The organism is Dethiosulfatarculus sandiegensis, from assembly GCF_000931935.2.
GTDB classification, from domain to species: domain Bacteria; phylum Desulfobacterota; class Desulfarculia; order Desulfarculales; family Desulfarculaceae; genus Dethiosulfatarculus; species Dethiosulfatarculus sandiegensis.
Genome location: NZ_AZAC01000014.1, coordinates 45,080 through 71,596, shown reverse-complemented (window position 1 = coordinate 71,596; position 26,517 = coordinate 45,080). Strand labels below are relative to the sequence as shown.

At 55.0% G+C, this 26,517-nt stretch carries 23 protein-coding genes; 14 read left to right on the top strand and 9 right to left on the bottom strand.

The annotated features are described in order from the left end of the window. Positions 1 to 153 precede the first annotated feature (153 nt). Positions 154 to 1,350, top strand: coding sequence for a knotted carbamoyltransferase YgeW (gene ygeW / locus X474_RS10100; RefSeq protein WP_044348660.1), 1,197 nt, complete (start codon positions 154 to 156; stop codon positions 1,348 to 1,350). Between the two features lie 242 nt (positions 1,351 to 1,592). Continuing rightward, the gene (locus X474_RS10095) at positions 1,593 to 2,111 is read left to right on the top strand and encodes a molybdopterin-dependent oxidoreductase (protein WP_082464289.1); all 519 of its coding nucleotides are present in this window, start codon (positions 1,593 to 1,595) and stop codon (positions 2,109 to 2,111) included. A 64-nt stretch (positions 2,112 to 2,175) separates the two neighbouring features. Here the strand turns inward: X474_RS10095 and X474_RS10090 are convergent, their stop codons facing one another. From X474_RS10090 to X474_RS10075, 4 genes are all read right to left on the bottom strand, one after another. Beyond that, positions 2,176 to 2,388 carry a dodecin family protein gene (locus tag X474_RS10090; RefSeq protein ID WP_044348658.1) on the bottom strand — a complete coding sequence of 71 codons (213 nt, stop codon included), beginning with the start codon at positions 2,386 to 2,388 and terminating at the stop codon, positions 2,176 to 2,178. 117 nt (positions 2,389 to 2,505) lie between these two features. Then, positions 2,506 to 3,033 (bottom strand): HAMP domain-containing protein, encoded by a 528-nt coding sequence (locus X474_RS10085; protein WP_044348656.1) that lies wholly within the window; start codon positions 3,031 to 3,033, stop codon positions 2,506 to 2,508. Between the two features lie 140 nt (positions 3,034 to 3,173). Next, the gene (locus tag X474_RS10080) at positions 3,174 to 3,440 is read right to left on the bottom strand and encodes a hypothetical protein (protein WP_156360714.1); all 267 of its coding nucleotides are present in this window, start codon (positions 3,438 to 3,440) and stop codon (positions 3,174 to 3,176) included. Further along, a complete protein-coding gene (locus X474_RS10075) occupies positions 3,437 to 3,904 on the bottom strand; it encodes a hypothetical protein (RefSeq protein WP_044348653.1) in 468 nt (155 codons plus the stop codon). Before X474_RS10075 ends, X474_RS10080 begins: the two co-directional genes overlap by 4 nt. A 537-nt stretch (positions 3,905 to 4,441) precedes the next feature. On the opposite strand from X474_RS10075, the gene X474_RS25590 reads away from it, so the two are divergent. Further along, the gene (locus tag X474_RS25590; RefSeq protein ID WP_082464288.1) at positions 4,442 to 5,605 is read left to right on the top strand and encodes a tetratricopeptide repeat protein; all 1,164 of its coding nucleotides are present in this window, start codon (positions 4,442 to 4,444) and stop codon (positions 5,603 to 5,605) included. Between the two features lie 93 nt (positions 5,606 to 5,698). Here the strand turns inward: X474_RS25590 and X474_RS10065 are convergent, their stop codons facing one another. Beyond that, positions 5,699 to 8,605, bottom strand: coding sequence for a DEAD/DEAH box helicase (locus X474_RS10065; RefSeq protein WP_044348652.1), 2,907 nt, complete (start codon positions 8,603 to 8,605; stop codon positions 5,699 to 5,701). A gap of 222 nt (positions 8,606 to 8,827) precedes the next feature. On the opposite strand from X474_RS10065, the gene X474_RS10060 reads away from it, so the two are divergent. From X474_RS10060 to X474_RS10045, 4 genes are read left to right on the top strand one after another with little or no spacing between them, the layout of a single operon-like run. After that, positions 8,828 to 9,757, top strand: a complete 930-nt coding sequence (locus tag X474_RS10060) for an aspartate carbamoyltransferase catalytic subunit (protein ID WP_044348650.1) — start codon at positions 8,828 to 8,830, stop codon at positions 9,755 to 9,757. Then, on the top strand, positions 9,757 to 11,037 hold the full coding sequence (locus X474_RS10055; RefSeq protein ID WP_044348648.1) for a dihydroorotase: 1,281 nt from the start codon (positions 9,757 to 9,759) through the stop codon (positions 11,035 to 11,037). Before X474_RS10060 ends, X474_RS10055 begins: the two co-directional genes overlap by 1 nt. Before the next feature lie 2 nt (positions 11,038 to 11,039). Beyond that, positions 11,040 to 11,402, top strand: a complete 363-nt coding sequence (locus tag X474_RS10050) for a hypothetical protein (RefSeq protein ID WP_044348646.1) — start codon at positions 11,040 to 11,042, stop codon at positions 11,400 to 11,402. Next, positions 11,403 to 12,155, top strand: coding sequence for an RNA 2'-phosphotransferase (locus X474_RS10045; RefSeq protein ID WP_044348644.1), 753 nt, complete (start codon positions 11,403 to 11,405; stop codon positions 12,153 to 12,155). Positions 12,156 to 12,468: 313 nt separating this feature from the next. Here the strand turns inward: X474_RS10045 and recG are convergent, their stop codons facing one another. Continuing rightward, complete coding sequence (recG, locus tag X474_RS10040) at positions 12,469 to 14,583, bottom strand: ATP-dependent DNA helicase RecG (protein ID WP_044348643.1); 2,115 nt, start codon at positions 14,581 to 14,583, stop codon at positions 12,469 to 12,471. Positions 14,584 to 14,809: 226 nt separating this feature from the next. Here recG and purM point away from each other — a divergent pair, with 226 nt between their 5' ends. From purM to X474_RS10015, 5 genes are all read left to right on the top strand, one after another. Then, entirely contained in the window at positions 14,810 to 15,856 is a 1,047-nt protein-coding gene (gene purM / locus X474_RS10035) for a phosphoribosylformylglycinamidine cyclo-ligase (RefSeq protein ID WP_044349044.1), read from the top strand. A 194-nt stretch (positions 15,857 to 16,050) separates the two neighbouring features. After that, positions 16,051 to 16,509, top strand: coding sequence for a 2-thiouracil desulfurase family protein (locus tag X474_RS10030; RefSeq protein ID WP_044348642.1), 459 nt, complete (start codon positions 16,051 to 16,053; stop codon positions 16,507 to 16,509). A gap of 159 nt (positions 16,510 to 16,668) precedes the next feature. Beyond that, entirely contained in the window at positions 16,669 to 17,772 is a 1,104-nt protein-coding gene (gene ispG, locus X474_RS10025) for a flavodoxin-dependent (E)-4-hydroxy-3-methylbut-2-enyl-diphosphate synthase (RefSeq protein ID WP_044349042.1), read from the top strand. Then, positions 17,762 to 19,477 carry a proline--tRNA ligase gene (locus X474_RS10020; protein ID WP_044348641.1) on the top strand — a complete coding sequence of 572 codons (1,716 nt, stop codon included), beginning with the start codon at positions 17,762 to 17,764 and terminating at the stop codon, positions 19,475 to 19,477. The genes ispG and X474_RS10020 overlap by 11 nt, the downstream gene beginning before the upstream one ends. Positions 19,478 to 19,609: 132 nt before the next feature. Next, positions 19,610 to 21,757 carry a RelA/SpoT family protein gene (locus X474_RS10015; RefSeq protein WP_044348640.1) on the top strand — a complete coding sequence of 716 codons (2,148 nt, stop codon included), beginning with the start codon at positions 19,610 to 19,612 and terminating at the stop codon, positions 21,755 to 21,757. A gap of 120 nt (positions 21,758 to 21,877) precedes the next feature. On the opposite strand, the gene rpmB is transcribed toward X474_RS10015, so the two are convergent. After that, the gene (gene rpmB / locus X474_RS10010; protein ID WP_044348639.1) at positions 21,878 to 22,069 is read right to left on the bottom strand and encodes a 50S ribosomal protein L28; all 192 of its coding nucleotides are present in this window, start codon (positions 22,067 to 22,069) and stop codon (positions 21,878 to 21,880) included. Positions 22,070 to 22,583: 514 nt separating this feature from the next. On the opposite strand from rpmB, the gene infA reads away from it, so the two are divergent. Then, entirely contained in the window at positions 22,584 to 22,802 is a 219-nt protein-coding gene (gene infA, locus X474_RS10000; protein ID WP_044348637.1) for a translation initiation factor IF-1, read from the top strand. Between the two features lie 65 nt (positions 22,803 to 22,867). Here infA and X474_RS09995 read toward each other — a convergent pair whose 3' ends face one another. Further along, complete coding sequence (locus X474_RS09995; protein WP_044348635.1) at positions 22,868 to 23,956, bottom strand: Sfum_1244 family protein; 1,089 nt, start codon at positions 23,954 to 23,956, stop codon at positions 22,868 to 22,870. Beyond that, the gene (locus X474_RS09990) at positions 23,956 to 24,444 is read right to left on the bottom strand and encodes a gamma carbonic anhydrase family protein (protein ID WP_231688318.1); all 489 of its coding nucleotides are present in this window, start codon (positions 24,442 to 24,444) and stop codon (positions 23,956 to 23,958) included. Before X474_RS09990 ends, X474_RS09995 begins: the two co-directional genes overlap by 1 nt. 523 nt (positions 24,445 to 24,967) lie before the next feature. Between X474_RS09990 and X474_RS09985 the strand changes: the two genes are divergently transcribed. Further along, a complete protein-coding gene (locus tag X474_RS09985; protein ID WP_052515074.1) occupies positions 24,968 to 26,359 on the top strand; it encodes a M23 family metallopeptidase in 1,392 nt (463 codons plus the stop codon). Positions 26,360 to 26,517 lie beyond the last annotated feature (158 nt).

Here is a 26,517-nt window from a genome sequence, read left to right as displayed (position 1 = left end):
TAGGGGTGGTTCACCGGGGTCCCCAAAAAATCGCAGATTTTTAGGGGTGTATCCTTGGCCCGCAGGTGTAGACCGGGAAAATCCCTCCATGGATTTTTCAGGAGGGATTTCAAATAAAAGCAGCAGATTTCTAGGGCAACGGGAGTGCATTAAATGGACAAAATAGGCATCCGAGAAGCCATAAAAAAACTGGCCCTTTTAAAAACAGAGGCCATGTATTTAAACGACTTTCTCCTGACCTGGGACAAATCCCGGGATGAGATTGAGGCAACCTTTGCCGTGGCGGAAATCCTGAAGGGCCTGCGCAAGGCGAACATCTCCAGCCGGGCCTTTGACTCGGGGCTGGCCATAAGCCTTTTCAGAGACAACTCCACCCGCACCAGATTCAGCTTTGCCAGCGCCTCAAACCTGCTGGGGCTCACAATCCAGGACCTGGACGAGGGCAAATCCCAGATAGCCCACGGCGAGACCGTGCGCGAGACCGCCAACATGGTCTCCTTTATGGCCGATGTCATAGGCATCAGAGATGATATGTATATCGGCAAAGGCAACACTTACATGCGTCAGGTGGCCCAGAGCGTCCAGGAAGGCTATGACGCGGGCATCCTGGAACAGCGCCCCACCCTGGTCAACCTGCAATGCGATATTGATCACCCCACCCAGTCCATGTCCGACGCCATGCACATAATCAACCATTTCGGTGGAGTGGAAAGGCTCAAAGGCAAAAAGATCGCCATGAGCTGGGCCTATTCGCCTTCCTATGGCAAGCCCCTCTCCGTGCCCCAGGGTATTGTGGGGCTCATGACCCGCTTTGGCATGGAGGTGGTTCTGGCTCATCCCAAGGGTTATGAAATCATGCCCGAAGTGGAGGAAGTGGCCCAAAAGAACGCCGCCGATTCAGGCGGATCATTTAGCAAGACCAACAATATGGCAGAAGCCTTCCAGGACGCGGATGTAGTCTATCCCAAAAGCTGGGCTCCTTTTGCGGCCATGGAAAAACGCACAGACCTTTACGGCCAGGGCGATATGGATGGCATTAAGGCCCTTGAAAAGGAGCTTCTGACTCAAAACGCGGAGTTCAAGGACTGGGAATGCACGGAAGAGCTTATGCAGTCCAGCAAAGACGGCAGGGCCCTTTACATGCACTGCCTGCCCGCGGACATCACAGGGGTCAGTTGCGAACAGGGCGAGGTCCAGGCTTCGGTCTTTGACCGCTATCGGGACCCGCTCTACAAAGAAGCCAGCTATAAACCCTATGTGGTCGCCGCCATGATTCTTTTGGCCAAGTTCCCCAATCCGGCGGAAAAGCTCATGCAGATGCTGGAAAGGGATAGACCCAGGGTTTTCTAAATTTTTAATTGGATTCACCTGGCCATGCTCATAAGGCCGCTCAAATGGGCTTTATGAGCATGGCTTTTTCAGTCCGCTTTTTTTAAGAACACAAAGGCCCCGGCGCTTAAGAGTGTGTTTCCATTCTTCCATCCCCGGGCTTGAGAAAAAATACACATACTGCTATGCTGGGTGCATCCTCAAAAAAAACACAGAAGGTCTAAAAGGATTTACTTTTGAAAGCGAAGGGAATCTAAGCAGCCATGCCTTGTCCGGGGCACATTCCATGGAAAACCGCCTTGACGGCCCTTTTGATTTTCCTGTGCATTCCGCCGGCCAGTGCGGAAGACTCCGCCCGTGTGGTCCTCCGCATAAACGGCATGGTCAAAACCCCTTTGAAACTCACCCTGAGCGATCTGGCTAACCTGCCCACACTCACCCGCGAAAAAACCGACACTGAAAAGCAATCAAGCGCCCTGGAGGGAATTTCGGTCTGGCGGCTTGTCACCATGGCCGGTCCCCAAAAAGAGGCTGATTCAATTATTTTCTTTGCACCGGACGGCAATACGGGCGGCATGCCGCTTCCCCTGGAATACTTAAGTCAAAGCGACGCCATGCTGGTTCTCAAGGAGAACAAAAGACCGGTCACCCCTGATCAGGGGCTCCCCTTTCTACCGCCGAGCCAGGTCAAACTGGGCTACAAATGGACAGACCACTTTGTAAGCCGCATTTTGATAACCGATATCTCGGGGCTTACCGGCTCAAAAAACCCGGCCTGGTAATTTATTCTGAGCTTAAAGGCAAGGATGCCGACAAAGGAAACCCCTTGTCGGCATTTCAAGAGAGCTAGGATTCAAGTACAAAGATAACTTCCATGCGCACCCGGTATTCCTTCAGCTGATTGTCCGCAACCGAAACCCGCATTTCCTTGATCTTGATGCCGGTGACTCCTCGCAAGGTCATAGTGGCGCGCTCGAACCCGTTTTTGATGGCATCGTCAAAGCTTACGGTGGAAGAGGCGATAATTTCGGTAACCCGGGCCACTTTTTTCTCGGCCATGCCCATCCTCCTTGTCTTTGGCCGGTGATTAAACCGGCTGCCTATTGGTTTCTTCAGGTTAAAAACAGTCTAACACCCCAAATATCCCAATAACAACCTAGGAGAACAGTACTTTTTTCAACACCTGAATGAAGAGTGGAGATTGTTTCGCAACTCCTTCAGCTCATCCATTAACTCGGGGCTCGCGCCGGAGTTGGCGGCCTTGGCCTGTAACTCCTCAATCCGGCAGTCTATTTCGTTGAGTCGGGAAGCCAGGCATTGGGTCATGGAGTTGAACTCTTCGGCCAGATCCTTGAGTTGGTCTTTTTTCCTCAACACCAATCTCTGACTTAAATCCCCTTGAGCCGCCTGGCCCATTGCCCTGGAAAAACGATACAAGGGACCGGCGGCCCGGTGAGAGGAGATCAGGGCCGCCCAATAGAGCATAAGCAAAATGCCCAACAGGATAATCCCGTCGAGGGCCGCCAGATACCAAAACAGATCAGAAAAGCCATACTCATTGTAAAACAGGGTCAAAATAGTCAAGGAAAAACCGGCGGCCAGCATCACGGTAACCGCCCCCACAAGGTAGTTGGCAATATAACTGGTCTGAAACTCCTTGTGGGCTATTCGCTTAACTCGACGGGCAGGGGTATGGCTGGACATGGCATCTCCACATTAAAACCGGGGCTCGATTTTGACTTTTCAACCACCTTTATGTAAGGCAACAAAAAACGCCACCGTTTTTTCGCCCCCAAATTGTAGGCACTTTTGTTTTGCCGGTCGGATCAGGCCGGAAAACCCGGTCAATTTTCACTGTCTTCATCTCCCTGATTTCTCAACTTCTCCCTCTGTTCCTGCCTGGCCTTTTCCGCTTCCTGCTGGGCCCTGGCCTTTTCCAGATGACGCAACAACCTTTGGATATCCGGATGCTCGTCTGTGTAATGAATCCTGAGCCGGTCTATTTCCTTTTGAATAGCCTCGGGTTTGGTGGAGCCTATCTCGGCCCGGGCCGGGTATGGCAAGGCGGTAATTAACAGCCAGAAACAAACAACCGCGTATAAAAACCTCAATTTTGCCCCCATTTTTCCCTGGCCTGTTCCAGCTTGGCTTTAAAAAGTCCGGCATCACCAGGAGTTATAATCACATCCCAACCTTTTTTCCTCTCCACCCGCAGCACATTCTCATGGGAGGAGATGAATCTGAGGCCCGCCCCTGCCAGGGCATCTTCCCAACCGCCTTCAGATATCCTCTGCAGATTATCAAAGCCAATGAAAAATTTAAAAGGCCCGTTTAGGACAATCAACATTCCCTTTGGGCTTATTTCATATCTTCTGGGCGTTTGGCCCCAAATCACCCCATAGGCCAGACCCAGGGCAAAGAATAAAACCAACCCGCCTGAAAAATAGCCGCCCTCAAACCAGCCCCAAGCCAGAAAGGCCGCGGAGAAAAACCAGGCAGCCAAAAAGCCGCCGGTTAATATTCTATACCAATGGGCTTGTGGGGGGAGATCCCTGAAAACATCCTGCGGCTTCATACAATTCACCTCAGCTCATCACCTGATCTGAAGACAGATCAAACAGCGTATTTCTCACCTTTTTAGCCTATTCTACATTTGTATGCTCAAAACGGGCAAGCACTCCCGGATTCTGATAACTACGACTTGACCCTAAGCTGGAAATATGGGGAAATAATATTACTTGAATAAAAACAGAACCGGATGAGCGGGGGCATGCTTCCAGCGGCTTTCAGGACCAGCCGGGAAACCTACCCTTCACAACTGGATAATTGCAAAAAGATGCGGGTCCGAGTCTGGTCAGATTCAGGTTTTAATGCCATGCTTAACAAAAAAACTGTAAGCATATAATTGTCACATTGAAAAAACGCTACCTGTTGACTATTGCACTCTGCCACAAAATCTGCACTTTATTTTGGCTGCCATTGGTCCGGGCTGACAATCCATTGATGCTTCACAAACTTGAAACCGGCTTTATAATAAAAGGCTTTTTTAAAATTTCACCCTGCACCTGAAACGGGTTTTCAGGTTCGGCCAAGCTAAACAAGGAGATGGTCCGTGTCTTCTTCTGCAGATAAAAACTTGTTTTTTTTAGTAGTTGACGATCAATTCAATGTCCGCCGCATGGTGATAAACTTCCTCAGGGCCCATGGATTCACCAAGAGCGGCGAGGCCCAAAACGGACATAAAGCCTGGGAATACTTAAACGCCCATGGCGCGGATTTTGTTATATGCGACTGGAACATGCCGGTGATGAACGGGGTGGATTTTCTGCGCAAGGTCCGGGAAGACCAATTTTACCGGGAATTGCCTTTCTTGATGGTAACTGCGGAAACCGCTGAAGATGTGGTGGCCGAGTGCATTGAAGAAGGAGTGGACGACTATATCACCAAGCCCTTCCGGGCCGACACCCTGGTGGGTAAGATAGAAAGCATATTGGAGAGAAAGGCCAACCCCTCGGAACTTGACAAGGCCCTGAACCAGGGTGCAAACCAACTGGCCCAGGGAAAGGCCCAAGAGGCCCTGACCGAATTTGAAAAAGCACTTTCCCTGGCCCCGGAAAGCCCCCGGGCCAATTTGAGCGTAGGCCAGGCCCACGAGGCCCTGGGCAATGAGGAAAAGGCCTTGGAGCACTACCACACCTCAGTCAGCAAGGCCAAACGCTTTGTAAAGGCCCACGACCATCTGGCAGCGCTTTACGCCAAAAGGGGCGAGACCCAAAAAGCCTGCGAGCATGGAGCGGTGGCAGCCAAGATAAGCCCCAGAAACCCCAACCGTCAAATGGATCTCGGCAAGAATATGCTCAAGGCGGGCAACCAGGAAGCAGCTTTCAAGGCTCTGAAAAAAGCCGGTGAAATGGCGGCCCATAACCCGGAAATTTCAAGTGAAGTGGGAGAGCTGCTTCTGGAAGCGGGCATGTATGAACAGGCGGCCGAGGTATTTGAAAACGCGGTGGGCCAAGACCCGAAGCAGATTCACTACTACAACCGCCTGGGCATAGCTTATCGCAAACAGAAAAAATTCGACCAGGCCATTCAGCAGTATTTAAAGGCCCTGGACGTGTCCCCGGATAACGAAAGCATCTACTTCAACATGGCTGTGGCCCATACAGAGGCCGGGGAATACAGCCTGGCCAGAAGGACTCTTGGCGAGGCGCTCCGCATTAAACCCGATTTCAAAGAGGCCCGCACCCTTTATGACCGGCTTTCCAAGGTGCGCTAGTCCTCTAAGCCAAAACAAAGAAAGCCCCGGAACAGCTTAAAAGCTCCGGGGCTTTTTTTATTGGCATGGCCTGTTCAGACCTTGTCTGCGGCTTTATCCGCGGTGCTCTTTTTTCCTTTTTTTCAAAGACTCCCAGGACCAATCCACCGGAACCCTTAGTTTGGGTCCGTTTTTGCGCTGGTAAAGCAGATAGCCGTTTTCCTGGCCATACAAAAACAGATCCCTGGTCAGCTCCACATCCCGGCGGCAGTATTCGGTCAGTTTTTCCATTTCGCCCGCCCGGAACCACTCAACCGCCATCAGCCCGTCTGCGCTTTTGCCCAGGCCGAAAGTGGCCTCTCCCAAAGATTGCAGGCTCAGCCTGAATCCTAATTGGGCATGGATATCCTTCAACAGATCCAGGGTGAAATAGCGGTGCAGGTCAAAAGAGGTGTAGGCGCTCAAAACGGAATAGTCAAAACCCTTGATGTTGAAGCCGACCACCATATCCAACGGCTCCAGGCGTTTCAGCAGGTGGTGCACCTTGTTTTCCGGAAAGTTAAAGTATTCATCCTGCACGGAGTCATACAAAACCCCCACACTCACCCGCATGAGATGGGCATTTTTCCAGCCTCCCACTTCATTGGCCAAACGCTGGGTCTCAAGGTCCAATACACCGTAGGAAAGTTCCATGGGCTTCACCTCCCGGTCCTTGGGGGAAGAGACAATCACCGGCGCGGGCCCGGCCTCTTTTTGCAGAAGGTCTTCTTTACCCAAAAGGGTGCGCACCAAAAGCAAGGCCCCTTTTTTATCCAGAGGTTTGTTGCCTGCCCCGCATTTGGGAGAATACACACAGGCCGGGCAGCCTTCCTCGCAGGGGCAGGAGGCGAGAAGTTCTTCCACCTTGGCCAAAAGATCCTCTATGATCTCAAAGGCCCTTTCACTGAGCCCAACCCCGCCGGGCGCACCGTCGTAAATAAAGACCGCCGCCTTTTTGGTCTGGTGATGCAACGGAATGGATATACCGCCAATATCCGCCCTATCACACAGGGCGAACAAGGGGAACATGGCAATGGCCACATGTTCCAGGGCGTGAATGGAACCCATGAAATGATAACCGGCCTTTTCCACCACTTGACGGACCGAGTCCTCAATATCCAGCCACAGGCCATGGGTCTCAAAGATAAGCGGAGGCAGGTCCAGATCAAAGACCCCCAAAAGGTCGCCTCCCCTTAAATTGCGGCGTTCATAGCCGGTGATATTCTCGGTTACCTTTAACCTGCCCTGGCGTAAAAGAAAATTATTCACCGGCCTGCGCCCGGTCTCTTCCAGGATCTCCGTGTCTTTATCGCTCCTGGCCCTGGTGTAATAGGCCGCCTGGGCTGGAAGGGCTATGACCTTTCTCTCCACCAGGTTGAGCTCCTTGACCACATAACTTTTGGTCTGGTGCAGATACACTGCTCCGGGATAGCCTTCCTTAAAGGCCCGGATGCCGTCCAGCGATCCCACCACCCGGCCGCCCGGCCCCACTATGGCAAAGCTGTCGCCCGCTCCCCTCAGATCCACAAAACGCTGGGGCTTTTTGCGGGCGCTGAAAAGGTTAACCCCTTCGGCGTCATAGAGCAGATCACCCTGGTCCACCAGATCCTTGACCACCTGGCTGTGCAGGTCAAGGTCGAAAAATTCTTCTTTGGGGGTGAGCGGTTCCTCGGCCGCGGCGCAGGTGAGGTGCCTGCCTACAATACTGGAATTATCCGGGTCTAAGACAGCTGCCTCCACCGGGCGGGCAAAAAATATCCCGGGATGGTTGATGAGGTACTGGTCCAGGGCATCGGGCCCGGCCACCATGACAATGGCGCTGTCCCTGCCTGAACGCCCCACCCTGCCGCCGCGCTGCCAGGTGTTTATCTGGCTGCCCGGATAGCCCACCAGGATGCACAAATCCAGCTCACCTATGTCTATACCCATCTCAAGGGCGCTGGTGGTTACAACTCCGGAAAGTTTTCCCGAGGCCAGGTCCCTTTCAATTATCCGGCGTTCTCCAGGGAGAAATCCGGCCCGGTAACCGGCCACCTTGTTTCTCAGCTCGGGATTCTGGTTGGCCACCCAGGAATGGATAAGCTCGGTATGCAGACGGCTTTTGGTAAAGCAGATGGTGCTTAAGCCCGCCTTCACCGCCCGGGTGAAGACATGGGCCGCCGTGGTGCTGGCCGCGCCCTGGGGATTGACCAGGGCAAAATGCCTGCCCGCCAAGGGCGCGCCGGAACGGTCCACAACAGCTTCATCTTCCAGGTTGCGCCCGGTCAGGGAGCGGGCGTGCAGGGCCGGATTGGCAATGGTGGCCGAACTCAGGATAAACCTGGGGCGAGCCCCCCTTTTGGCGGCCAGGCGCAAAAGCCTGCGCAAAACCTGGGCCACATGGGAGCCAAACACCCCCCGGTAGGTATGCACCTCGTCTATGACCACATACTCGAGGTCTGCCAGAAACTCGTCCCAGGCATCGGCATAGCCCAAAATACCGGCATGGATCATATCAGGGTTGGAAATAAGAATGGCGGGCGGTTTTTCCCTTAATTTTCTACGCACCGAAGGCGGGGTGTCGCCGTCGTACACAGCCGCCGCCTGGCCCAGGCCGCTCAAGGTTGAGATGGTGTTCAAGGCGGTGAGCTGATCCTGTTCAAGCGCCTTTAAGGGAAAAAGAAAAAGCGCCTTGGCCTTGGGATTTTCAAGTAGGTTCTCAAGCACAGGCAAGGCATAGACCAGGGTCTTGCCGCTGGCCGTGGGCGTGGCCACCACAATATCCCTACCCTGTCTGGCCAACTTGAGGGCTTTGGCCTGGTGGCTATAGAATTTGCTCACCCCCTGGGCCTTAAGCGCCCGTTTCAAAAGGGGATGCAAGGGTGGATTCAGCTCGGCGTATGAAGCCTTTCGGGACTTGATGCGCTCCACATGCACCACCTCGCCCGCGAGGTTCAGCTCCCTGCCCAAAGAATCTATAAATTGAACCACATCATTTAACATGTTTGGCCTTGTACCACGTCAAGTTGTCTCCGTCCACTTGACAGAACACAATGTGTTTGTTATTGAAATGAAAATAAACAAAGGAAGAGTCCTATGCTTGGAAAATCGCATAGACCGGGCCTGTGCACAGGCAACCGAGTCAAACACCTCCATAACTTGAATAGTTATTGGAGGTTTTTTTTGGGCCTTCCAATACGTACTATCTTTGACGGGAAAAACTAAATGGCCGCTTTCAAACTAACTAATCTGCTGGGCCTGGAGGGACTGAGCGCTGATGATATCAGCCATATCCTTGAGACCGCCGAGTCCATGAGCGAGATTAACGCCCGCCCCATAAAAAAGGTTCCCACCTTAAGGGGCAAATTGGTGGTGAGCTTTTTTTACGAGCCCTCCACCAGAACCAAAACCTCTTTCGACGTGGCGGCCAAACGCCTAAGCGCCGATTCGGTCTCCTTGAGCGCTTCCACCAGTTCCCTCACCAAGGGCGAAACCCTGGTGGACACCGCAAAAAACCTGGAGGCCATGGGGCCGGATCTTCTGATCATGCGCCATTCCATGAGCGGCGCGCCCCATCTTTTGGCCAGACACATGAACTGCTCCATTATCAATGCGGGCGACGGCACCCACGAACACCCTTCCCAGGGCCTTTTGGACATGATGACCATCAAAAGGAACAAGGGTGATTTTAACGGGCTGAACGTCTCCATTATCGGCGACATCTCTCACTCCAGGGTGGCCCGCTCGGACATTATCGGCCTCACCACCATGGGAGCCAAGGTGAGAGTCTATGGGCCGCGCACCCTTTTGCCCCCCTATGTCGAGACCTTGGGAGCCGAGGTGTGCGATTCCATGGACCACGCCGTGGAAGACGCGGACGTGGTGATGATGCTGAGGGTCCAAAAGGAGCGTCTGGACGACGTTTTATTCCCCTCCTTAAGGGAATATGCCCGGTGCTTCGGCCTTTCGGCCCAGCACCTTAAAAAGGCCAAGCCGGATGTCATTGTGATGCACCCCGGACCCATCAACCGGGGAGTGGAGCTGGCTCCGGACGTAGCCGACGGCCCTTATTCCGTGATTTTGAACCAGGTTGAAAACGGCGTCAGCGTCCGTATGGCGCTTTTGTACCTGCTGGTTGGTCAGGAGTCCGCATAATGCGCATTTTACTTAAAAACGGAAGGCTCTTCTGCCCTGCCTCCAATTTGGATGAAACCGGCGATGTTCTTTTGGGCGAAGGCAAAATCAAGGAGCTCGGAGGCCACATAACAGCCGGAGACGCCAAGGAGATTGACTGTCAGGGCAAACTGATAACTCCGGGTCTGATCGACGCTCACGTGCATCTGCGCGAGCCAGGCGAGGAATACAAGGAAGACATTGAATCCGGCACCAAAGCCGCCGCGGCAGGCGGGTTCACCGCGGTGGCCGCCATGCCGAACACCAACCCGGTGAACGACACCCGGGCAGTCACCGACCTGATCATGGAAAAGGCCAGACGCCTGGGCAAGGCCAGGGTCTACCCGGTGGGAGCCATAACCAAAGGCCTTAAGGGCGAAGAGCTCACCGAAATGTATGAGCTTGTGGAAGCGGGTTGTGTGGGCGTGACCGACGACGGCAAACCGGTGGCGGACAGCCGCATGCTGCGCCGGGCCATGGAATACGCCCTCACCTTTGATATCGCCGTGGTTTGCCACAGTGAGGACAAGAGGCTCTCGGCCCATGGAGTGATGCATGAAGGCCCCTTTGCCACTAAATACGGCTTGAACGGCATCCCCCACGAGGCGGAGGTGCTGGCCGTGGAAAGGGACGCGGCCCTGGCCGTGCTCACCGGAGCCAGGACCCATATCTGCCACCTTTCCTGCGCCGGTTCAGTGGAAGCGGTGCGCCGGGCCAAGGAAAAGGGCGGCCGCATCACCTGCGAAACCGCTCCCCATTACCTCACCCTGATCGACGAAAACGTGGGCAACTACGACACCCACGCCAAAATGAACCCGCCGTTGCGCACCGCCGAGGACAGGGAAGCCATGTGCCGGGGATTGGCCGATGGAACCATTGATATGGTTTCAACCGACCATGCCCCCCACTCGATCCTGGAAAAGGATGTGGAATTTGACCGGGCCGCCTTTGGCGTGGTCGGCCTGGAGACCTCTTTGGGCATCATGCTGGAGTTGGTGGAAAAAGGCGTCCTCACCCTTGAGCAGATGATAACCCGCATGAGCCTGGCTCCGGCCCGGGCCTTTGGCCTGCCCGGCGGCAAGCTGGAAATAAACGGACCGGCAGACCTCACCGTGATAGACTTGAATCTGCCCTGGGTGGTCAAGCCCGAACTTTTCCTTTCCAAGGGAAGGAACACACCCTTTGCAGGCAGAAAACTGCCGGGACGGGCCGTGCTTACCATCTGCGGTGGAGAAATCACCTACACCCACGAGGAGAGCTGAAAATGAGCCGGAGAGCGGGGGGATTTTACACCATGGAGGCGCTGGCTTTGGTCAGTGTGCTCTGCATTGCCGGAATTTTTGTTTTTTCTCATTATTCCCGGCAAATGGAGGACTTTAACCAGCAGGCGGGCATTATGGCCCAAAAGGTGCCTGCCCTGGTGGAGGCCTTTTTCACGGAAAATCCGGAAGGCCGGCTCAGCCGGGAGGCCCTGGAAAAGGCCGGGTTCACCTTGGGAAAGGGCTATTTCATAAAAATCCCCGCTCAAAAGGACCGCGCATCAGACTGGCAGGTGAACCTGTGGCACAAAGATGCTGAAAAACAGTTTGTAATAACCGCGGAAAAGATCACGCAAGAGTACCGTTAAATGGCCAATAAAAGGCAGGAGCACAAGGAAAAAGCCCTGGTGCGCATGCTCACCTATGCGCTTAGTATAAACCCGGCGGAGTTCGGCATCCTGCCCGACTCCGAGGGCTGGTATCCCCTCAAGGAACTGGTCAAGGCTTTGGGCCAGCAGGAGGGGTTCAAGCACGTCAGGGAAACCATGATAAAGGACGCGGCCGCCAGACTGGCCCCTGACAAGCTGGAGGTTTCAGGCAAGCTGGTGCGCGCCCTGGAAAAAACCCCGCCGAGACCGGTCTATGGAGAGGATCCGCCGGCTCATCTTCACCTGGGGGTTAAGAGAAAGGCCTGGCCGGTTATAAAAAAGAAGGGCTTAAACCCCAGGGAAGGCGATCGGATCATTCTGGCCGCAGACCGGGAAGAGGCCCTGTTGCTCGGCAAAAGAAGGGATACAGAGCCTGTAATGATCACGGTCCAGGCCCACCAGGCCATGGATCAGGGCGTGGTCTTCGCCCTGTGGGGAGAAAGTCTTTACCTGGCGGATTGGCTTCCGGCCAAATGCCTCACGGGACCGGCGGTGGAAGAAAACCTCCCGGTGAAAAAACCGGCCAAACCCAAACCGGAAAAATCCCTTATGCCCGAACCGGACGCCATGCCCGGCTCCTTTCTCATTGCCCAGGATGAAATGGAAAAGCCTTACAAGAAAAAAGGCCTTAAAAAAGAGATCTCCTGGAAAAACGAACGTAAAAAAGCCAACCGCCGCAAAAAAGCCAACTAAAAAACCACCCCGGGAAAGCCGTTGCTTTCCTGGGGTGTCCTGTTTTTCCTTTTCCCAAAAAACTGAACCGGTTGCGGCATCGCCCCCTTCAAAGGCCCTCCCCAGCAGATCTCCATGGATTACTTTCTCTTAAATAGAATTCTTTCCCTAACTGCGTTCTGACAAACGGGATTAGCTGCTATTTGGAAGGCTTTTTCCCAGAGACTAAACATCTTTATATTTTGGTGTGCCTCCCCGCCCCCCCAAAAGCAGCAGACTTTTAGGGGTGGTCTCCGGGGTCCCCAAAAATCGCAGATTTTTAGGGGTGGTCTGTCTATCCTGCCTTTACCAACCCCAACCTGCGGCCCCAGCGGCGCAGGCATTCCTCGCCCAAGGGCTTAAGCGGGCTTTTTTGCATCTCAGGGTCCTTGGCCAGTTCCTGTTCTATCCAACTCCGCAGTTCAATGGTCAACTCTCCGTCCCTGGCCCAGTCCGCCACCTTAAAGGGAGGCAAACCGGCCTGGCGAGCGCCCAAGGCCTCGCCCGGGCCGCGCAGGGAGAGGTCCGCCTCGGCCACAACAAGACCGTCATTGGTCGAGCAGAGCACCTCCATTCTGCGATGGGCCAGATCACCGGCCTTGGACCCGGCCACCAGATAACATGAGCCCGGCTTATCGCCCCGGCCCACCCGGCCCCGCAACTGGTGAAGCTGACTCAGACCAAAGCGCTCCGCCCCCAGGATAACCATCAAGGTGGCTCCGGCCACATCCACTCCCACCTCCACCACCGTGGTGGAGACCAGTATGCGGCACAAGCCCCGGCGGAACCTCTCCAACACCTCTTGCTGTTCAGCCGATTCCATGCGGCCGTGCAACAGCCCCACCTCAACCTCCGGGAAATAGGCATCCAGGCCACGATGGGTTGAGATAACATCCTTGGCGTCTATATGTTCCGAAGGCTCAACCAAAGGGCAGACCACATACACCTGCTCCTCTTGATGAAGGGCCCTGGTGATGGCGTCCACCGCCTGCCTTCGGCCTGCGTGCTCCACGGCGTAGGTGGCCACAGGCGGCCTTTTATTTGGTTTTTCCGGCAGGTCGCTTATATCCATATGGCCGGATATGGCCAGCGCCAGGGTGCGGGGAATGGGAGTGGCGCTCAGAACCAGTAGATGGGGGCTCTCCCCCTTGCCGGTGAGCACCAGGCGCTGTTCCACCCCAAAGCGGTGCTGTTCGTCAATGATAACCAGGCCCAGGTCCTTGAATTCAAAACCCTCTGAAATCAGGGCATGGGTGCCGACCACCATCTGAGCGCCCAACTCGGCCGCTTCTCTGGCCTGCCTGCGCTCCTTGGCGTCCAGGGAGCCGGTGGCCAGAACCAGGTTCACCCCATGCGGTTCAAGCAGCTTTTTCATGGTGGCAAGATGCTGCCTGGCCAAGACCTCGGTGGGCGCCATAAAGGCCACCTGAGCCCCGGCCTCTATGGCCGCGCAGGCGGCGGCGCAGGCGACTGCGGTCTTGCCGGTGCCCACATCCCCTGCCAAAAGCCTTGCCATGGGCACAGTCCGGGCCATATCGGCCTTTATCTCGGAGACGGCTTTTTTCTGTCCCGGAGTCAGTTCAAACCCCAGACCGTCAAGGAACCTGTTCCCCAATTCACCGGTGGCCCTAAGCGCCCTGGCCTCTACTTCCGCCCTTTTGCGGCGGTTGAGGGCCAGGCCCATTTCATAATAAAACAGTTCATTAACCGCCAGGCTCAAGCGCCAATCAGCCTCATCCGGGTCAAGATCCCGTTCGCAGGCTTCAAAAGGCGGCTCATGGGCTATTTCCAGGGCCCGGCCCGCGGGCAGGGGATAAAGTTCGGCAGGTAAAAACCCGAACAGGGGATCAACCACCTTGTCCGCCACCTGGGCCAAAAGGGCCTTCATAATGCGGCGCAGGCTTCCCGGCCTCACCCCTTCCAACTGGGGATAAACCGGTATCACCCGGCCAATGGAGGCATGATCAGGCCCCACATCCGAGGCCTGAAAAATATCCGGATGAACCAGTTGAAATGCACCTTTTTTACTGCGGGATACTTCACCCACCACATAGACAGGATCGCCAGGTTTAAAACCGGCGAGATAGGCCTTTTTAAAACGAAACCAAAGGCAGTCAATAACGCCAGTGTCATCCTCCAGCACCAGGCGATAGACCTTGCCCCATCTCCCCTGAGTTGAACTCGCCCTCACAACCCCCTTGAGCACCGTTGTCCGGCCCAATGAGCATTGATCTATGGACTGAGGGTGCCTTCTGTCCTCATAACGCCTGGGCAAAAACAAAAGCGCGTCACCCAGGGTGCGCAATTCACGCATGGCCAGGGCTTTGGCAGTGGCAGGCCCCACTCCGGGCAGGGAGCTTAAGGAGCGGGCCAGTTCAGGCACGGGAAAAGGTGCGGGGGATGTGAGCAATTATTTCTCCTTACCCGCCCGAGCCCAGGGGGCGTGTTTGCCGGATTTCAGGGTCAGGCAAAAGCTTTTGCGGCAATGCGGGCCTTTTGGCGGATTCTGAGATAAAATTAAACCTTTCATATACTATAACCACCCGGGAAAAAGCCATGGACGCCTTTTTCCCTGAACTGTTAAAGTAGCTGAACTCATGGTTTCAGCAACAGGTTTTATTTTTTTGGAGAAGCTCATGACCCAAGAAGACCGCTATCGCAAGGCGGGGGTTGACATAGAAAAAGGCAATCAATTCGTTAAAAACATCGGCCCGTTAGTGCAATCCACCCATAATCCCTCGGTTCTTACCGGCCTGGGCGGTTTCTCCGGGCTCTTCTCCCTTGATTCGGCCAAGGGCATGGAGGAACCGGTTCTGGTGAGCGCCACCGACGGAGTCGGCACCAAGCTGAGGATTGCCTTTCTCATGGATAAACATGACACCATCGGCATAGACATGGTGGCCATGAGCGTCAACGATCTGGTGGTCTGCGGGGCAAAACCTCTTTTCATGCTGGATTATTTTGCCACCGGCAAGCTGAAACTCGGAGTGGCCCAGGAAGTGCTAGAGGGCATAGTGGAAGGCTGCCGCCAGGCCGACAGCGCCCTGATTGGCGGTGAAACCGCGGAAATGCCGGACTCCTACCCGGACGGGGAATACGACCTGGCCGGTTTTGCAGTGGGCATTGTGGACAAGCCCAAAATCCTGGACCCGGCCAAAGTGCCCTCAAAAGCGGCCCTGGTCGGCATGGCCTCAACCGGCCTGCACAGCAACGGCTATTCCCTGGTCAGGGATATTGTATTCAACCAGCTGGGGCTCAAGGTGGACAGCAAGGTGGACGACCTGCCCCGCCTGGTGGGTGAAGAGCTTATCGAGCCCACCCAGATTTATGTAAAGGCGGCCCTCGCCCTTTTGCAGAACCTTGATCTCCACGCCCTGGCCCACATAACCGGCGGCGGGCTTTTGGAAAACCTGCCCAGGGTCCTGCCCCCTTCCACGAAGGCGGTGATTAAAAAGGATTCCTGGCCCAGGCAACCTGTGTTCGAGTTCCTGCAAAAGGCGGGCAAGCTGACCGAAAGAGAAATGTTCCGCACCTTTAACTCCGGAGTGGGCATGGTGGCCGTGCTGCCCCGGGACCAGGCCCAAAAAGCGATCGACCTGCTTGCCGAGATGGGGCAAAAGGCCTATCTGATCGGTGAATTGGTCGATAATCCCCAGGGTACGGAGCAGGTGGAGATTATTTAACGAATGGGGCCCTGCATGAAGACGGTCCGCCGAATTGCGAGGCCTTCCTAAGGCAAGGAATTCGAACCGCTTGACAAAAAACAAGTTTTGCCAAGCGGCCTCTGACAAACTCCGGGAGGACTTTGTCGGCAAGATCGGGTGGGTTTTAAGAACCCCGCTTTAACCCCCCTTTCCTTTGAAAAAGCAGGTGCAGAGTGATACTGGTGTCAGCCTGTCTGGCCGGGCAAAGCGTGCGCTACGACGGTAGAAAGTCCCACGCGCCTCAGCTGTGGGAGATATTAAAGGATAAACCCTTTCTGGCCCTGTGCCCTGAACTCTTGGGCGGCCTTGCCGTTCCCAGGCCTCCGGCCCGTTTTGAAGGAGCCGGGGAAGGTCAAGAGGGCAAAGACCTCTTGGCGGGCAAGGCCAGGCTGGTCACCCCTGATGGACAAGACGTTTCCCGGGCCTTTATCAAAGGGGCCGAGCTGGTAGTGGCTGCGGCCTTGCGGGCCGGGGTGACCCATTGCTATCTGAAAGACCGCTCCCCCTCCTGCGGATTTGACCCTTTTGGTAAAAATCCGGGAAAAGGCCCCAGGCAAGGTGTATTGACCGCCCTTCTTGAGGAACACGGCCTAGAAATAACTGAAATCAGGGCTCCTGCCTGGCCTCGTTGACAGGGCCTTGCCAGGGGAGTACAAAAAATGAAGGGTTGTGACAGTTATCATGAAAAAGCCCAAGTGCAAGCTGTTTTCAAAACTTGCCAAAGGCCGTTACTAAACTGCCCCTGCCCGGGGGGGGTTGATTACAAACGACAAAAAAGATCTAAAATCAATATGTTATATACAAGAGACAAAACCCGGCGGATCAAACTGGGAGAAGTTGAACTGGGCAAGGGCGCCCCGGTTGCTGTTCAATCCATGACCTGCACAGACACAAGGGATGTTAAAGCCACCCTGAACCAGATCAAAGAACTGAATCAAGCTGGATGCGAAATAGTGCGTCTGGCCGTGCCTGATCAGGAAGCAGCCCTGGCCTTTCGCCCCATAACGGATCAAAGCCCTTTGCCTGTGGTGGCGGATATTCATTTTGACGCCCGCCTGGCAGTGGCCGCAGTGGAAAACGGGGCCAAGGGCCTGCGTATAAATCCGGGTAACATAGGTTCAACCAAGGCGGTTGACCGGGTGGTGGATGCGGCCAAGGCCCATCACACACCCATCCGGGTGGGAGCCAACTCCGGCTCCCTTCCCAAAGAGCTGCTGAAAAAGCACGGCGGTCCCACCACCGAAGCCATTGTGGAAGCGGCCTTGAGCCATGTGCGCCTTTTGGAGGAGCGGGGTTTTTACGATATCAAGGTGAGCTTGAAATCTTCCTCTGTATTGAATACCATAGCCGCCTGTCGAGCCCTGGCCGAAATCTCGGACTGTCCCCAGCACATAGGTGTCACCGAGGCCGGGGGCATCACAAGCGGCACAGTCAAATCCGCCATGGGCATTGGCGCGCTTCTCATGGAGGGGATCGGCGACACCTTCCGGGTGAGCCTCACCGCCGATCCGGTGCGCGAGGTGGAGGTGGCCTGGCACATCCTAAGGGCAGCGGGCCTGCGCAAGCGGGGGGTGGAGATTGTATCCTGCCCCACCTGCGGACGCACCGAGATTGACCTCATGGGGCTTTTGGCCAAGGTGAAAAAGGAACTGGCCGTGATCACCGCGCCGCTCACCGTTGCGGTGATGGGTTGCGTGGTGAACGGTCCGGGCGAGGCGTCTCACGCGGACGTGGGCCTGGCCGGGGGCAGGGGCCAGGGAATTATCTTTGCCAAGGGAAAAGTAATAAAAAAAGTGCCTGAAAGCGATCTGGTCGAAGCCTTTATGGACCAGGTTCTGAAGGCCCAGGACGAATATCTTAACAACAGAAAGACAAGGAACCAGAATGAAGCTTAGCCGACTTTTAGCACCCACTCTCAAGGAAACTCCGGCAGAGGCCGAAATCATAAGCCACCAGCTTCTGCTCAGGGCGGGCATGATCAGAAAGCTGGCTTCAGGCATATACACCTGGCTCCCCCTGGGCCTACGCGTTCTGCATAAGGTGGAAAACATCATCCGCCAGGCAATGGACGCGGCCGGCGCCCAGGAAATACTGATGCCCGGTGTGCAACCGGGCGACCTTTGGAAGGAATCCGGCCGCTGGGAGCACTATGGCAGGGAGCTTTTGCGCTTCAAAGACAGGCATGACCATGAATACTGCCTGGCCCCCACCCACGAAGAAGTCATAACCGACCTGGTGCGCAAGGAGATCCGCTCTTATCGGGACATGCCGCTTAACCTCTACCAGATACAGACCAAATTCAGGGATGAAGTGCGCCCCAGGTTCGGCATTATGCGGGCCAGGGAATTTCTGATGAAAGACGCCTATTCCTTTGACCCGGATGAAGAATCCTCAGCTGAAAGCTACCGCATCATGCGCAAGGCCTATGAGGAGATCTTCGACCGCCTGGGCCTTAAGTACAGCGTGGTGGAGGCGGACAGCGGCTCCATCGGCGGCTCCTTTTCCCATGAATTCATGGTCCTGGCCGGGGCTGGCGAAGACGCCATTGTAAGTTGCCCGGCCTGCGGCTATTCGGCCAACGTGGAAAAGGCAGAAGTCAAGCTGGCCGACGAATCCGCGGCCGAGCCGATCATGGAAACCGAGCAGGTGGCCACCCCGGACGCCCACACCATCGAAGAGGTGGCAAAATTCCTCTCGGTAAAGCCTCATGAAACCGCAAAAACCATGATCTACCTGGCCGACGGCAAGCCCGTGGCCGCAGTGGTGCGCGGAGACAGGGAAGTAAACGAGATCAAGCTCAAGAACAGGCTCGGCGCGGCCGAGCTGGAGCTGGCCCCGGCTTCGGTTATCGCAGAAGTCACCGGCGGCCCCATGGGCTTCTCAGGCCCCCAGAACCTTGAGATCCCGGTCTATGCCGACCAGGAGCTCTTCGGCATCCCCGCCCTGGTGGTGGGAGCCAATCAAAAAGACGCTCACTTAAAGGGCCTCAATATCAAAAGAGACGCACCCAAGGCCGTCCGGGCGGATTTGAGGGATATAACCGAGACAGACCCCTGCCCCCGCTGCGGCGCAACCCTGACCTTTGCCAGGGGCATCGAGGTGGGGCACATCTTCCGCCTCGGCACCAAATACAGCCAGTCCATGGGAGCCACCTTCCTGGATGCGGACGGTGAATCCAAACCCATTATCATGGGCTGCTACGGCATTGGCGTCAGCCGCATCGTGGCCGCGGCCATTGAACAGAGCTACGATGAGAACGGCATCATCTTCCCCATGTCCATGGCCCCTGTCTCTGTGGCGGTGCTGGCCATGCAGGCCAAGGGTGAGGTGCTCGAAGCCGCCCAAAAACTGCATGACGAGCTTTGGGCCGCAGGCGTGGATACGGTTATCGACGACCGCGACGTAAGGCCGGGCTTCAAATTCAAGGATAACGATTTAAGCGGCATCCCCTTGAGACTGGTTGTAGGTAAAAAAGGCCTGGCCAACGGCCAGGTGGAATTGAAACGCCGCTCCGGCGGAGACATTGAGATGATCGACCTGGACAAGGCGGTTCTGACTATCAGTCAAATGGTGCGCCAGGCAGGCGGTCAGACAGCATAGGCATTAAAACAAAAGAGGAGTCCTTTTTAAAAGGGTCTCCTCTTTTTCTTTAAAAACCCTTCCCTGCTTTTTGGGAACAAACCAGGGCCGGAGATGATTTTCCGCCCCTGTCAGGTGCAGTAAAAGCCCCGCATGCGCATAAATGAAATAATAGACAGGGTCAAAACCTACCATCCGGGAGCCGATGACAAGGCCATAATGAAGGCCTATGTCTATTCAGCCAAATTGCATGCAGGACAGACCAGGCGCTCGGGTGAGCCCTACTTGAGCCACCCCCTGGCCGTGGCCGGACTGCTGGCCGAGATGCGGCTTGATGTGGCCAGCATCTGCGCGGGCCTTTTACACGATACAGTGGAAGACACCAGCGCCACCAGAGAAGACATAAAGCAGCTCCTCGGCGAGGAAGTGGCGTACCTGGTCGATGGGGTCACCAAGATCACCATGCTCCGCGGGGCCACCCAGACTTCGCGCCAGGCCGCCACCTTACGCAAGATGGTCCTGGCCATGGCCGACGACATAAGGGTGCTTCTGATCAAGTTGGCCGACCGGCTGCACAACATGCGCACTCTGGGGTTCATGCCGCCGGCCAAGCAAAAATCAATAGCCACCGAGACCAGGGACATCTATGCCCCCATGGCCCACCGCTTGGGAATAAGACGCTGGCAGGCGGAACTGGAAGACCTTTCCCTTTATTATCTTGAACCGGACGCCTATCAGTACATCAAACAGGGGGTGGCCACCAAGCAAAGCGACCGCCAGGCCTTTACCACAGATGTAAAAGACCGCATTCGCAAGGCCATGGCCAAGCACGGTATAGAATGCAATGTCTCGGGCAGGCCCAAGCACTTCTCCAGCATCTACCTTAAAATGAAGCGGCGTAATGTGGACATAGACGAACTCTATGACCTCATTGCCTTCAGGGTCATAGTAACCCAGCTCAAGGACTGCTATGAGGCCCTTATGGTGGTGCATAACCTGTGGAAGCCCATACCCGGCCGTTTCCGGGACTACATAGGCATGCCCAAATCCAATATGTACCAATCCCTGCACACCTCGGTGGTTGGGCCTCTGGGGCAGCGCATGGAGGTGCAGATCCGCACCGAAGCCATGCACAGGGTGGCCGAGGAAGGCATCGCCGCCCACTGGCGCTACAAAGAGCAGGGCTCCGGTGAAATGGCGGAGCAGGACCGCTTTTCCTGGCTGAGACGCCTCATGGAAGGTGTAAGGGAGACCGAGGACCCGTCTGAGATAATAAACTCCCTGCGCATGGACCTCTACCCGGAAGCCATTTTTGTCTTCACCCCCAACGGAGAAGTAAAGGAACTGCCGAGAGGGGCCACCCCGGTTGACTTTGCCTATTCCATCCACACCGAGGTGGGACATCAGTGCGTGGGCGCCAAGGTGAACGGGCGCATGGTTCCTTTGCGCACCGAACTACAGACAGGGGACCAGGTCTCAATTGACACCCAAGTCAATCATCACCCCAGCAAGGACTGGCTCAAATATGTTGTCTCAGGTCGGGCCAAGTCCAAAATAAGATCCTACATAAGGGAATCCGAGCGGGCCGGGGCCATCAACCTGGGCAAGGACCTTTTGGACCGCCAATTGCGCAAGGTCCACCTGACCCTGCACAAGGTAACCAAGGGCGGAGACTTGCAAAAGGTGGCCAAAGACCTTTCCTTCCCCGACCCTGACCTGCTTTTGGCCGCGATCGCCTACGGCAAGGTCTCACCCCGCATGGTGGCCAACCGCATCCAGCCGCCGCCCGAGCATGAGCGTAAGCCGGGTTTACTGGAAAGGTCCTTTACCAAGCTGCGGAAACGTCCGGCAGGTGGGATCAAAGTCAAGGGGCTGGACGACATACTGGTGCGTTTTGCCAAATGCTGCAACCCCCTGCCCGGGGATCCCATAGCCGGGTTCATCACCAGGGGGAAAGGCGTTACCGTGCACAATAAAAACTGCCCTCACCTTGCAAACGCCGATCCCGAAAGGGTGGTTGACGTGCAATGGAACGTGGATCAGGACCAGGTGCACCCGGTCTGGGTTCAGGTTGAAAGCAACGACCGGGCGGGAATCCTGGCGGATGTAACCGCTGTGTTGAAAAAACATTCGGTAAACATCGCAGAGGCCCAAGTGCAGGTGAGCGAAGCCAACAAAAGAGGGGTGACCAACTTCAGACTACAGGTCCACGACACCACCCAACTGCAGAAGGTTTTCAAGGATATCAAAAGGGTAAAAGGCGTGGTTCAAATAAAGAGGATGGGAACCATTCGGCTTTAGCCCTGGTTCGCCAAGAACATGGTGGCTGTTCATATCCAGGGATTTTCCCCTGATTCACCAACAAGAAAAGGGCCCCTTTTGCTAAAGGGCCCTGTTTCCAAATGCATGCAAAAGCAAAGGTCAGGCGGGTTTAACAACCTTGCCCGAACGGATGCAGCGGGTGCAGACCTTGATACGCTTGGTCTGGCCGTCCACCACAGTGCGGACGCGCTGCAGATTGGGATTGAAACGCCTTTTGCTTTTGTTATGAGCATGACTCACGTTGCAGCCCACCTGGGGCTTTTTACCGCAAATCTCGCATACTTGACTCATGCTGTCCCTCCTGGTTACTCCACGTGCCGGGCGATTTTTAAATAGAATAGGCTTTATACACACTAATAGCTAAGGCTGCAAGCGTTTTTACACCAGAGCCTTTATCCCCGGCCCGTTTCGCCCAGCCGGTTCAAGCCTGCGCGTAAATATGCCCTATGAAGCCGAATTTATCAAGCAGATCGGGCATTTTTTCATAATTTTTATCAGCCCTGCCCAAACTCGCCCGGATCAACCGCCCTCACCCTGGTCCGGCCCTTTGGCGGCGCCCAAGGCCCCGCCTTTCATTGTCCAGGCCAACCCGCTGTCAATACAAAATAAATCGTACAACAAAAAGACTGGCAATGCCCCAATGAGGAGCCTTTTTCCTTTCCCGGTTTTTTTTAGAATAATATCGGCTTTGCCAGGGCATCAAAAGCCCGTCAAGACTTGACTGCAAGTAGACCCCGTGCCATAGTTAGTCGTTGATCCGTCCAGAGTTGGCGGTTTTGTTTAACTGAAACAAAAGGGGTTAAGTTTGAGTCGCGATGATCTGATCCATTTGGAAGGCGAAGTTACCAGAACCTTGGGCGGAGGCCAGATGGAGGTGGTAACTGAGCAGGGGCACACCTTAAGGGCCGTTTTGTCCGGTCGTATGAAGCGTTTTAAAATTAAAGTTCTGGTGGGAGACCGGGTGCGCGTCAGTGTGTCCCCTTATGACCTCAGCCACGGACTTATCACTTACCGGCTCAAATAAATCCGGCTTACACACCTTTTGAAATTCAGCGGGCTCCGGGTTCTCATGGCGTACTTTTAACGGGACTACAACTGTCCTGTCAGGGGTTCCATGACCTCGGAGCGGGCTCTGGCCAGGCTTTTTTCATTCACTCCTTCAACCAAAAGGAAGGACAGGCTGGAGATTGCGTCTGCAGCCCGTTCCAGGCCAACATCCCTGGCAACCTCCACTGCCTGCCAGTCGGCTGACTTGACGAAATCCAACACCGCCCGGCTGATCTCCGGAAAAAGAAACCTGGTGTATCCGTCGAGCCAGGCCGGATAAAACCCCAGGGCGCCCTCTTTTTCAGCGGCAATAATTCTGCTGAGGCGGCCTTGAGGGAGGGTGTCGGCCAGAAGGTCTTTCAGGGCTCTTACAAAGAGTTCCAGATCACTGGCCGGGCAGCTTTGCAGCACCAGGTGGAAAATACGGTTGGCGTCATCGTCCACCTCCGCCTCTCCCAACTCGTGCCAAAGCACGGTCTCCATTTCTCCTTGCAGCACCGGTTCAAGCATCGGCCAGGAGGGTTTTGCCAAGACCTCTTCCAGGTTCACCCCATACCCCTTTAGCCCCATCCAGGCAAAAGCGCGGGCGCTTTTCCTGGGATCGGATATTCTGTCCCACAAAAGATGGGCCAAGGGCTCTTCCCTGAGGTAAACCACATCACCCTGTTTCAGGCCGGGCAGGAGTAAAAGGCTGCGGGCCTGCTCCCTTTCAATCCAAAGGCATTCAAGCCCGTTTTGCCTTTGTTCTTTTTTTATACCCCCTAAAAAAAACACCGGGGTCAATCCCCCGGCCAGGCCGGCGCTGTAGACCAGCCCCAAAGGCCTCAGCAGTTGATTCACAGCCTGAGAGTCATAAGGGTCATAGACCCTGTTTTCAATCACCAGGTCTTCGTAGGACTGATCCTGGCAGGAAAGCCATAGCTCTTCCCGTCTGCCCACCCAGTCCAGAAGCACCGGCGGTTCTTCCACCTGCCAGGGAGGCAGGTTCTTTTCCCATTTATAAAGGCTGTTCAGCCGCATCAAAAGCCCGCAAAGGGAAAAGCGGCCCGCAAGGGAGGCGTCTGCCCTGGTGCAGTTTCTTTGCACCTGCGGGGCAAGTTCCTCCAAGATCTGACGGGCCTTTTGCCGCATTATTCCTCCGGGCCGTACTCCACAAGAACTCCAGGTGTACGATGGGCCTCTTTAATTCTAACATACCGCAAAGAGCCCTTTCGGTTGGACTCCATCTCCTCCGGGGTCAGGGCGCGCTTGGGGCGGGCCGGCGACCCCATAACCAGGGTCTCGGGCGGCACCTTGGCCCCCGGCGGCACCACCGATCCGGCGGCCACCATGGCCCGGGCTCCAATATGGGCCCCATCCAGCACAACAGCCCCATTACCGATCAAGGCGCCGTCTTCCACTGTGCAGGCGTGCAGAACCACCCTGTGCCCCACCAGAACCTCATTGCCAACCCTCACGCCCTGGCCCTTGTGGTTGACATGGATCACCACTCCGTCCTGGATGTTGCTGCGGTCGCCTATTCTGATCCAGTTAATATCCCCCCGAATAACAGCCCCGTACCACACGCTGGCGTCTTCACCCAAGGTGACGTCGCCCAGCACAAAGGCACCTTCAGCCACAAATGCGTTCTTCCCCAATTTGGGTGTTCTTCCGTTCACTTCTTGAATCATCTCACCAAACCCGACGATTGTAAGTTCAAAAACAAGGTGCTTTAAAACCCGTTAACTTCTTCAAGTGCACTTTAGCAGTTTAATACTGAAATGCACTCTAAACCTGTCTTATAGATAAAAAACCGGGTAATTGTGTCCATGGGGCCCTTTCCCGGAAAACAGAAATGAATAATCAGCAAAGAACCCTTTCACGAAAATTAGCATCTCACGCAAACATGCTGATTTAATTAAAATTTTATTTTCCGTGCTTAACTTTGACACAGCTGTACTTGACAGCCTTTGCCCCCTAGCCTAACCTTTTGTGAAAGCAGGCGGAATCTTGACAAATTTCGCAATAGCAACTTAACCGCCGATCGCAATCCCGGGCAAACGGCAAGTATAAAAACACCCCGGGTCTTGGGTCTGAAAAATCAAAATCCCGTAAGAACGGGTCTTTAAAAACCTTCACCTAAACCTTCGGAGTTTCCTTATCATGGGCACTAAAAGGAGTGCGTCCCTGGTCATTATCGCCCTTTTTATTTGTATAATCCTGGGCGGATTGGCCGCTTTTCTGGGCTGGAAGATCTACCTGGGCCCGGCCCCTGAAATTTTAGCAGATAAACCACCCCAATATCTGGGGGAGGAAACCCCGTTCTCCCTGCTCATAAAAGACAACGGCAAGGGGGTTTCCAAACTGGAAGTGGCCTTGCAGCAAGGCAGTACGGAAAAAATTCTCCTGGCCAGAACAGACCTCACAGCAAAAGATCCCGATGGTGTAAAGGCGGATCTAAAGATAAACGTGAAAAAAATGGGGCTTGCCCAAGGACAGGCCTACCTTGAGGTGCGCGCCTGGGGCAAACGCCTCGGCACCTTTTTCCCGGGGAAATTCTCAAGCCGGCGCTTTGCGGCCACAGTGGATTTCACTCCGCCCAAAATCCAGATCAGAAACGCCATCATTCATATGCGCAGGGGCGGATCAGCCCTGGCCATCTATGAAATGAGCGAAGACGCCAAAACCCACGGTGTAACAGTTGGGGCAAGGACCTTCCCCGGCTACAGGCCTTATAAAGACGACCAACGCATAGGAGTCTGCCCGTTTGCCTATAGCCAGGATGAAGTGAAAGGAGCGGAGATCGCGGCGTTTGCCCTGGACCAAGCCGGAAACAAGATAAAAGTGCCGGTCAATGTCAGGGTGCGCTGGAAAAAATACCGCCGGGCAGAACTGAAACTGAGTGACCGCACCATAAATATCCTTTCCTCCAGGTTTGCCGCCATATCACCTACGCCAAACGGTGCGCCGGTGGAGATTTTCACCTGGATAAACACAACGTTCCGCAAGGAAATTAACCAAAAGATCAAAAGCCTGGCCCAAAAAACCGAAGACCAAATGCTCTGGAAAGGGCCTTTTGACCGTCCCAGGGGCCAGCCAATGGCCGGTTTTGGGGACCGTAGAACCTATTTCCATAACGGCCAAAGCATAACCCGGGCGGTGCACCTGGGCGTGGACCTGGCCGATGTCGCACAAAGCCCCATATTGGCGGCAGCCGACGGAATCGTGCGACATGCAGGGCCCATGGGGATTTACGGCGGTTGTGTTATTGTGGACCATGGTCAGGGAGTGGCCAGCCTGTACGGCCATTTGAGCAGCACAAACGTATCAGCCGGCGACCAGGTGGAAAAAGGACAAAAACTGGGGCTTTCAGGGGCCACGGGTCTTGCCCTGGGAGATCATCTCCACTACTCGGTCCTTATAAACGGGGTTTACGTGAATCCGGTTGAGTGGTGGGACTCTCACTGGATCAAGGACAATATAATTCAGCGCTACGAAGAAGCGGGACTACCCTTTCCCGGCGCCAAAAAGGCTGAAAAACCCGCCAAATCCTGAGAGGGTGTCATAGAAAAGTGTTCTTTTGTTTTTTTCCAATAAAGTTATTGAATTTATATTTTGATAACTTTTAGAAAAACCACATAAGCGAAAAACTATTTTTTAATGTTGGCGGTCTTGACGGCAAGCCTTTCTTTGAAAAGCCTCCACTATGCGCC

Coding starts and splice junctions, on each gene's coding strand:
- ygeW (WP_044348660.1), top strand. CDS start 154: ATGGACAAAATAGGCATCCGAGAAGCCATAAAAAAACTGGCCCTTTTA.
- X474_RS10065 (WP_044348652.1), bottom strand. CDS start 8,605: ATGTTAAATGATGTGGTTCAATTTATAGATTCTTTGGGCAGGGAGCTG.
- X474_RS10095 (WP_082464289.1), top strand. CDS start 1,593: ATGCCTTGTCCGGGGCACATTCCATGGAAAACCGCCTTGACGGCCCTT.
- X474_RS10050 (WP_044348646.1), top strand. CDS start 11,040: ATGAGCCGGAGAGCGGGGGGATTTTACACCATGGAGGCGCTGGCTTTG.
- X474_RS10090 (WP_044348658.1), bottom strand. CDS start 2,388: ATGGCCGAGAAAAAAGTGGCCCGGGTTACCGAAATTATCGCCTCTTCC.
- X474_RS10055 (WP_044348648.1), top strand. CDS start 9,757: ATGCGCATTTTACTTAAAAACGGAAGGCTCTTCTGCCCTGCCTCCAAT.
- ispG (WP_044349042.1), top strand. CDS start 16,669: ATGTTATATACAAGAGACAAAACCCGGCGGATCAAACTGGGAGAAGTT.
- X474_RS10085 (WP_044348656.1), bottom strand. CDS start 3,033: ATGTCCAGCCATACCCCTGCCCGTCGAGTTAAGCGAATAGCCCACAAG.
- rpmB (WP_044348639.1), bottom strand. CDS start 22,069: ATGAGTCAAGTATGCGAGATTTGCGGTAAAAAGCCCCAGGTGGGCTGC.
- X474_RS10075 (WP_044348653.1), bottom strand. CDS start 3,904: ATGAAGCCGCAGGATGTTTTCAGGGATCTCCCCCCACAAGCCCATTGG.
- X474_RS09995 (WP_044348635.1), bottom strand. CDS start 23,956: ATGCGGCAAAAGGCCCGTCAGATCTTGGAGGAACTTGCCCCGCAGGTG.
- X474_RS10045 (WP_044348644.1), top strand. CDS start 11,403: ATGGCCAATAAAAGGCAGGAGCACAAGGAAAAAGCCCTGGTGCGCATG.
- purM (WP_044349044.1), top strand. CDS start 14,810: ATGACCCAAGAAGACCGCTATCGCAAGGCGGGGGTTGACATAGAAAAA.
- X474_RS10020 (WP_044348641.1), top strand. CDS start 17,762: ATGAAGCTTAGCCGACTTTTAGCACCCACTCTCAAGGAAACTCCGGCA.
- X474_RS09985 (WP_052515074.1), top strand. CDS start 24,968: ATGGGCACTAAAAGGAGTGCGTCCCTGGTCATTATCGCCCTTTTTATT.
- X474_RS10015 (WP_044348640.1), top strand. CDS start 19,610: ATGCGCATAAATGAAATAATAGACAGGGTCAAAACCTACCATCCGGGA.
- X474_RS10060 (WP_044348650.1), top strand. CDS start 8,828: ATGGCCGCTTTCAAACTAACTAATCTGCTGGGCCTGGAGGGACTGAGC.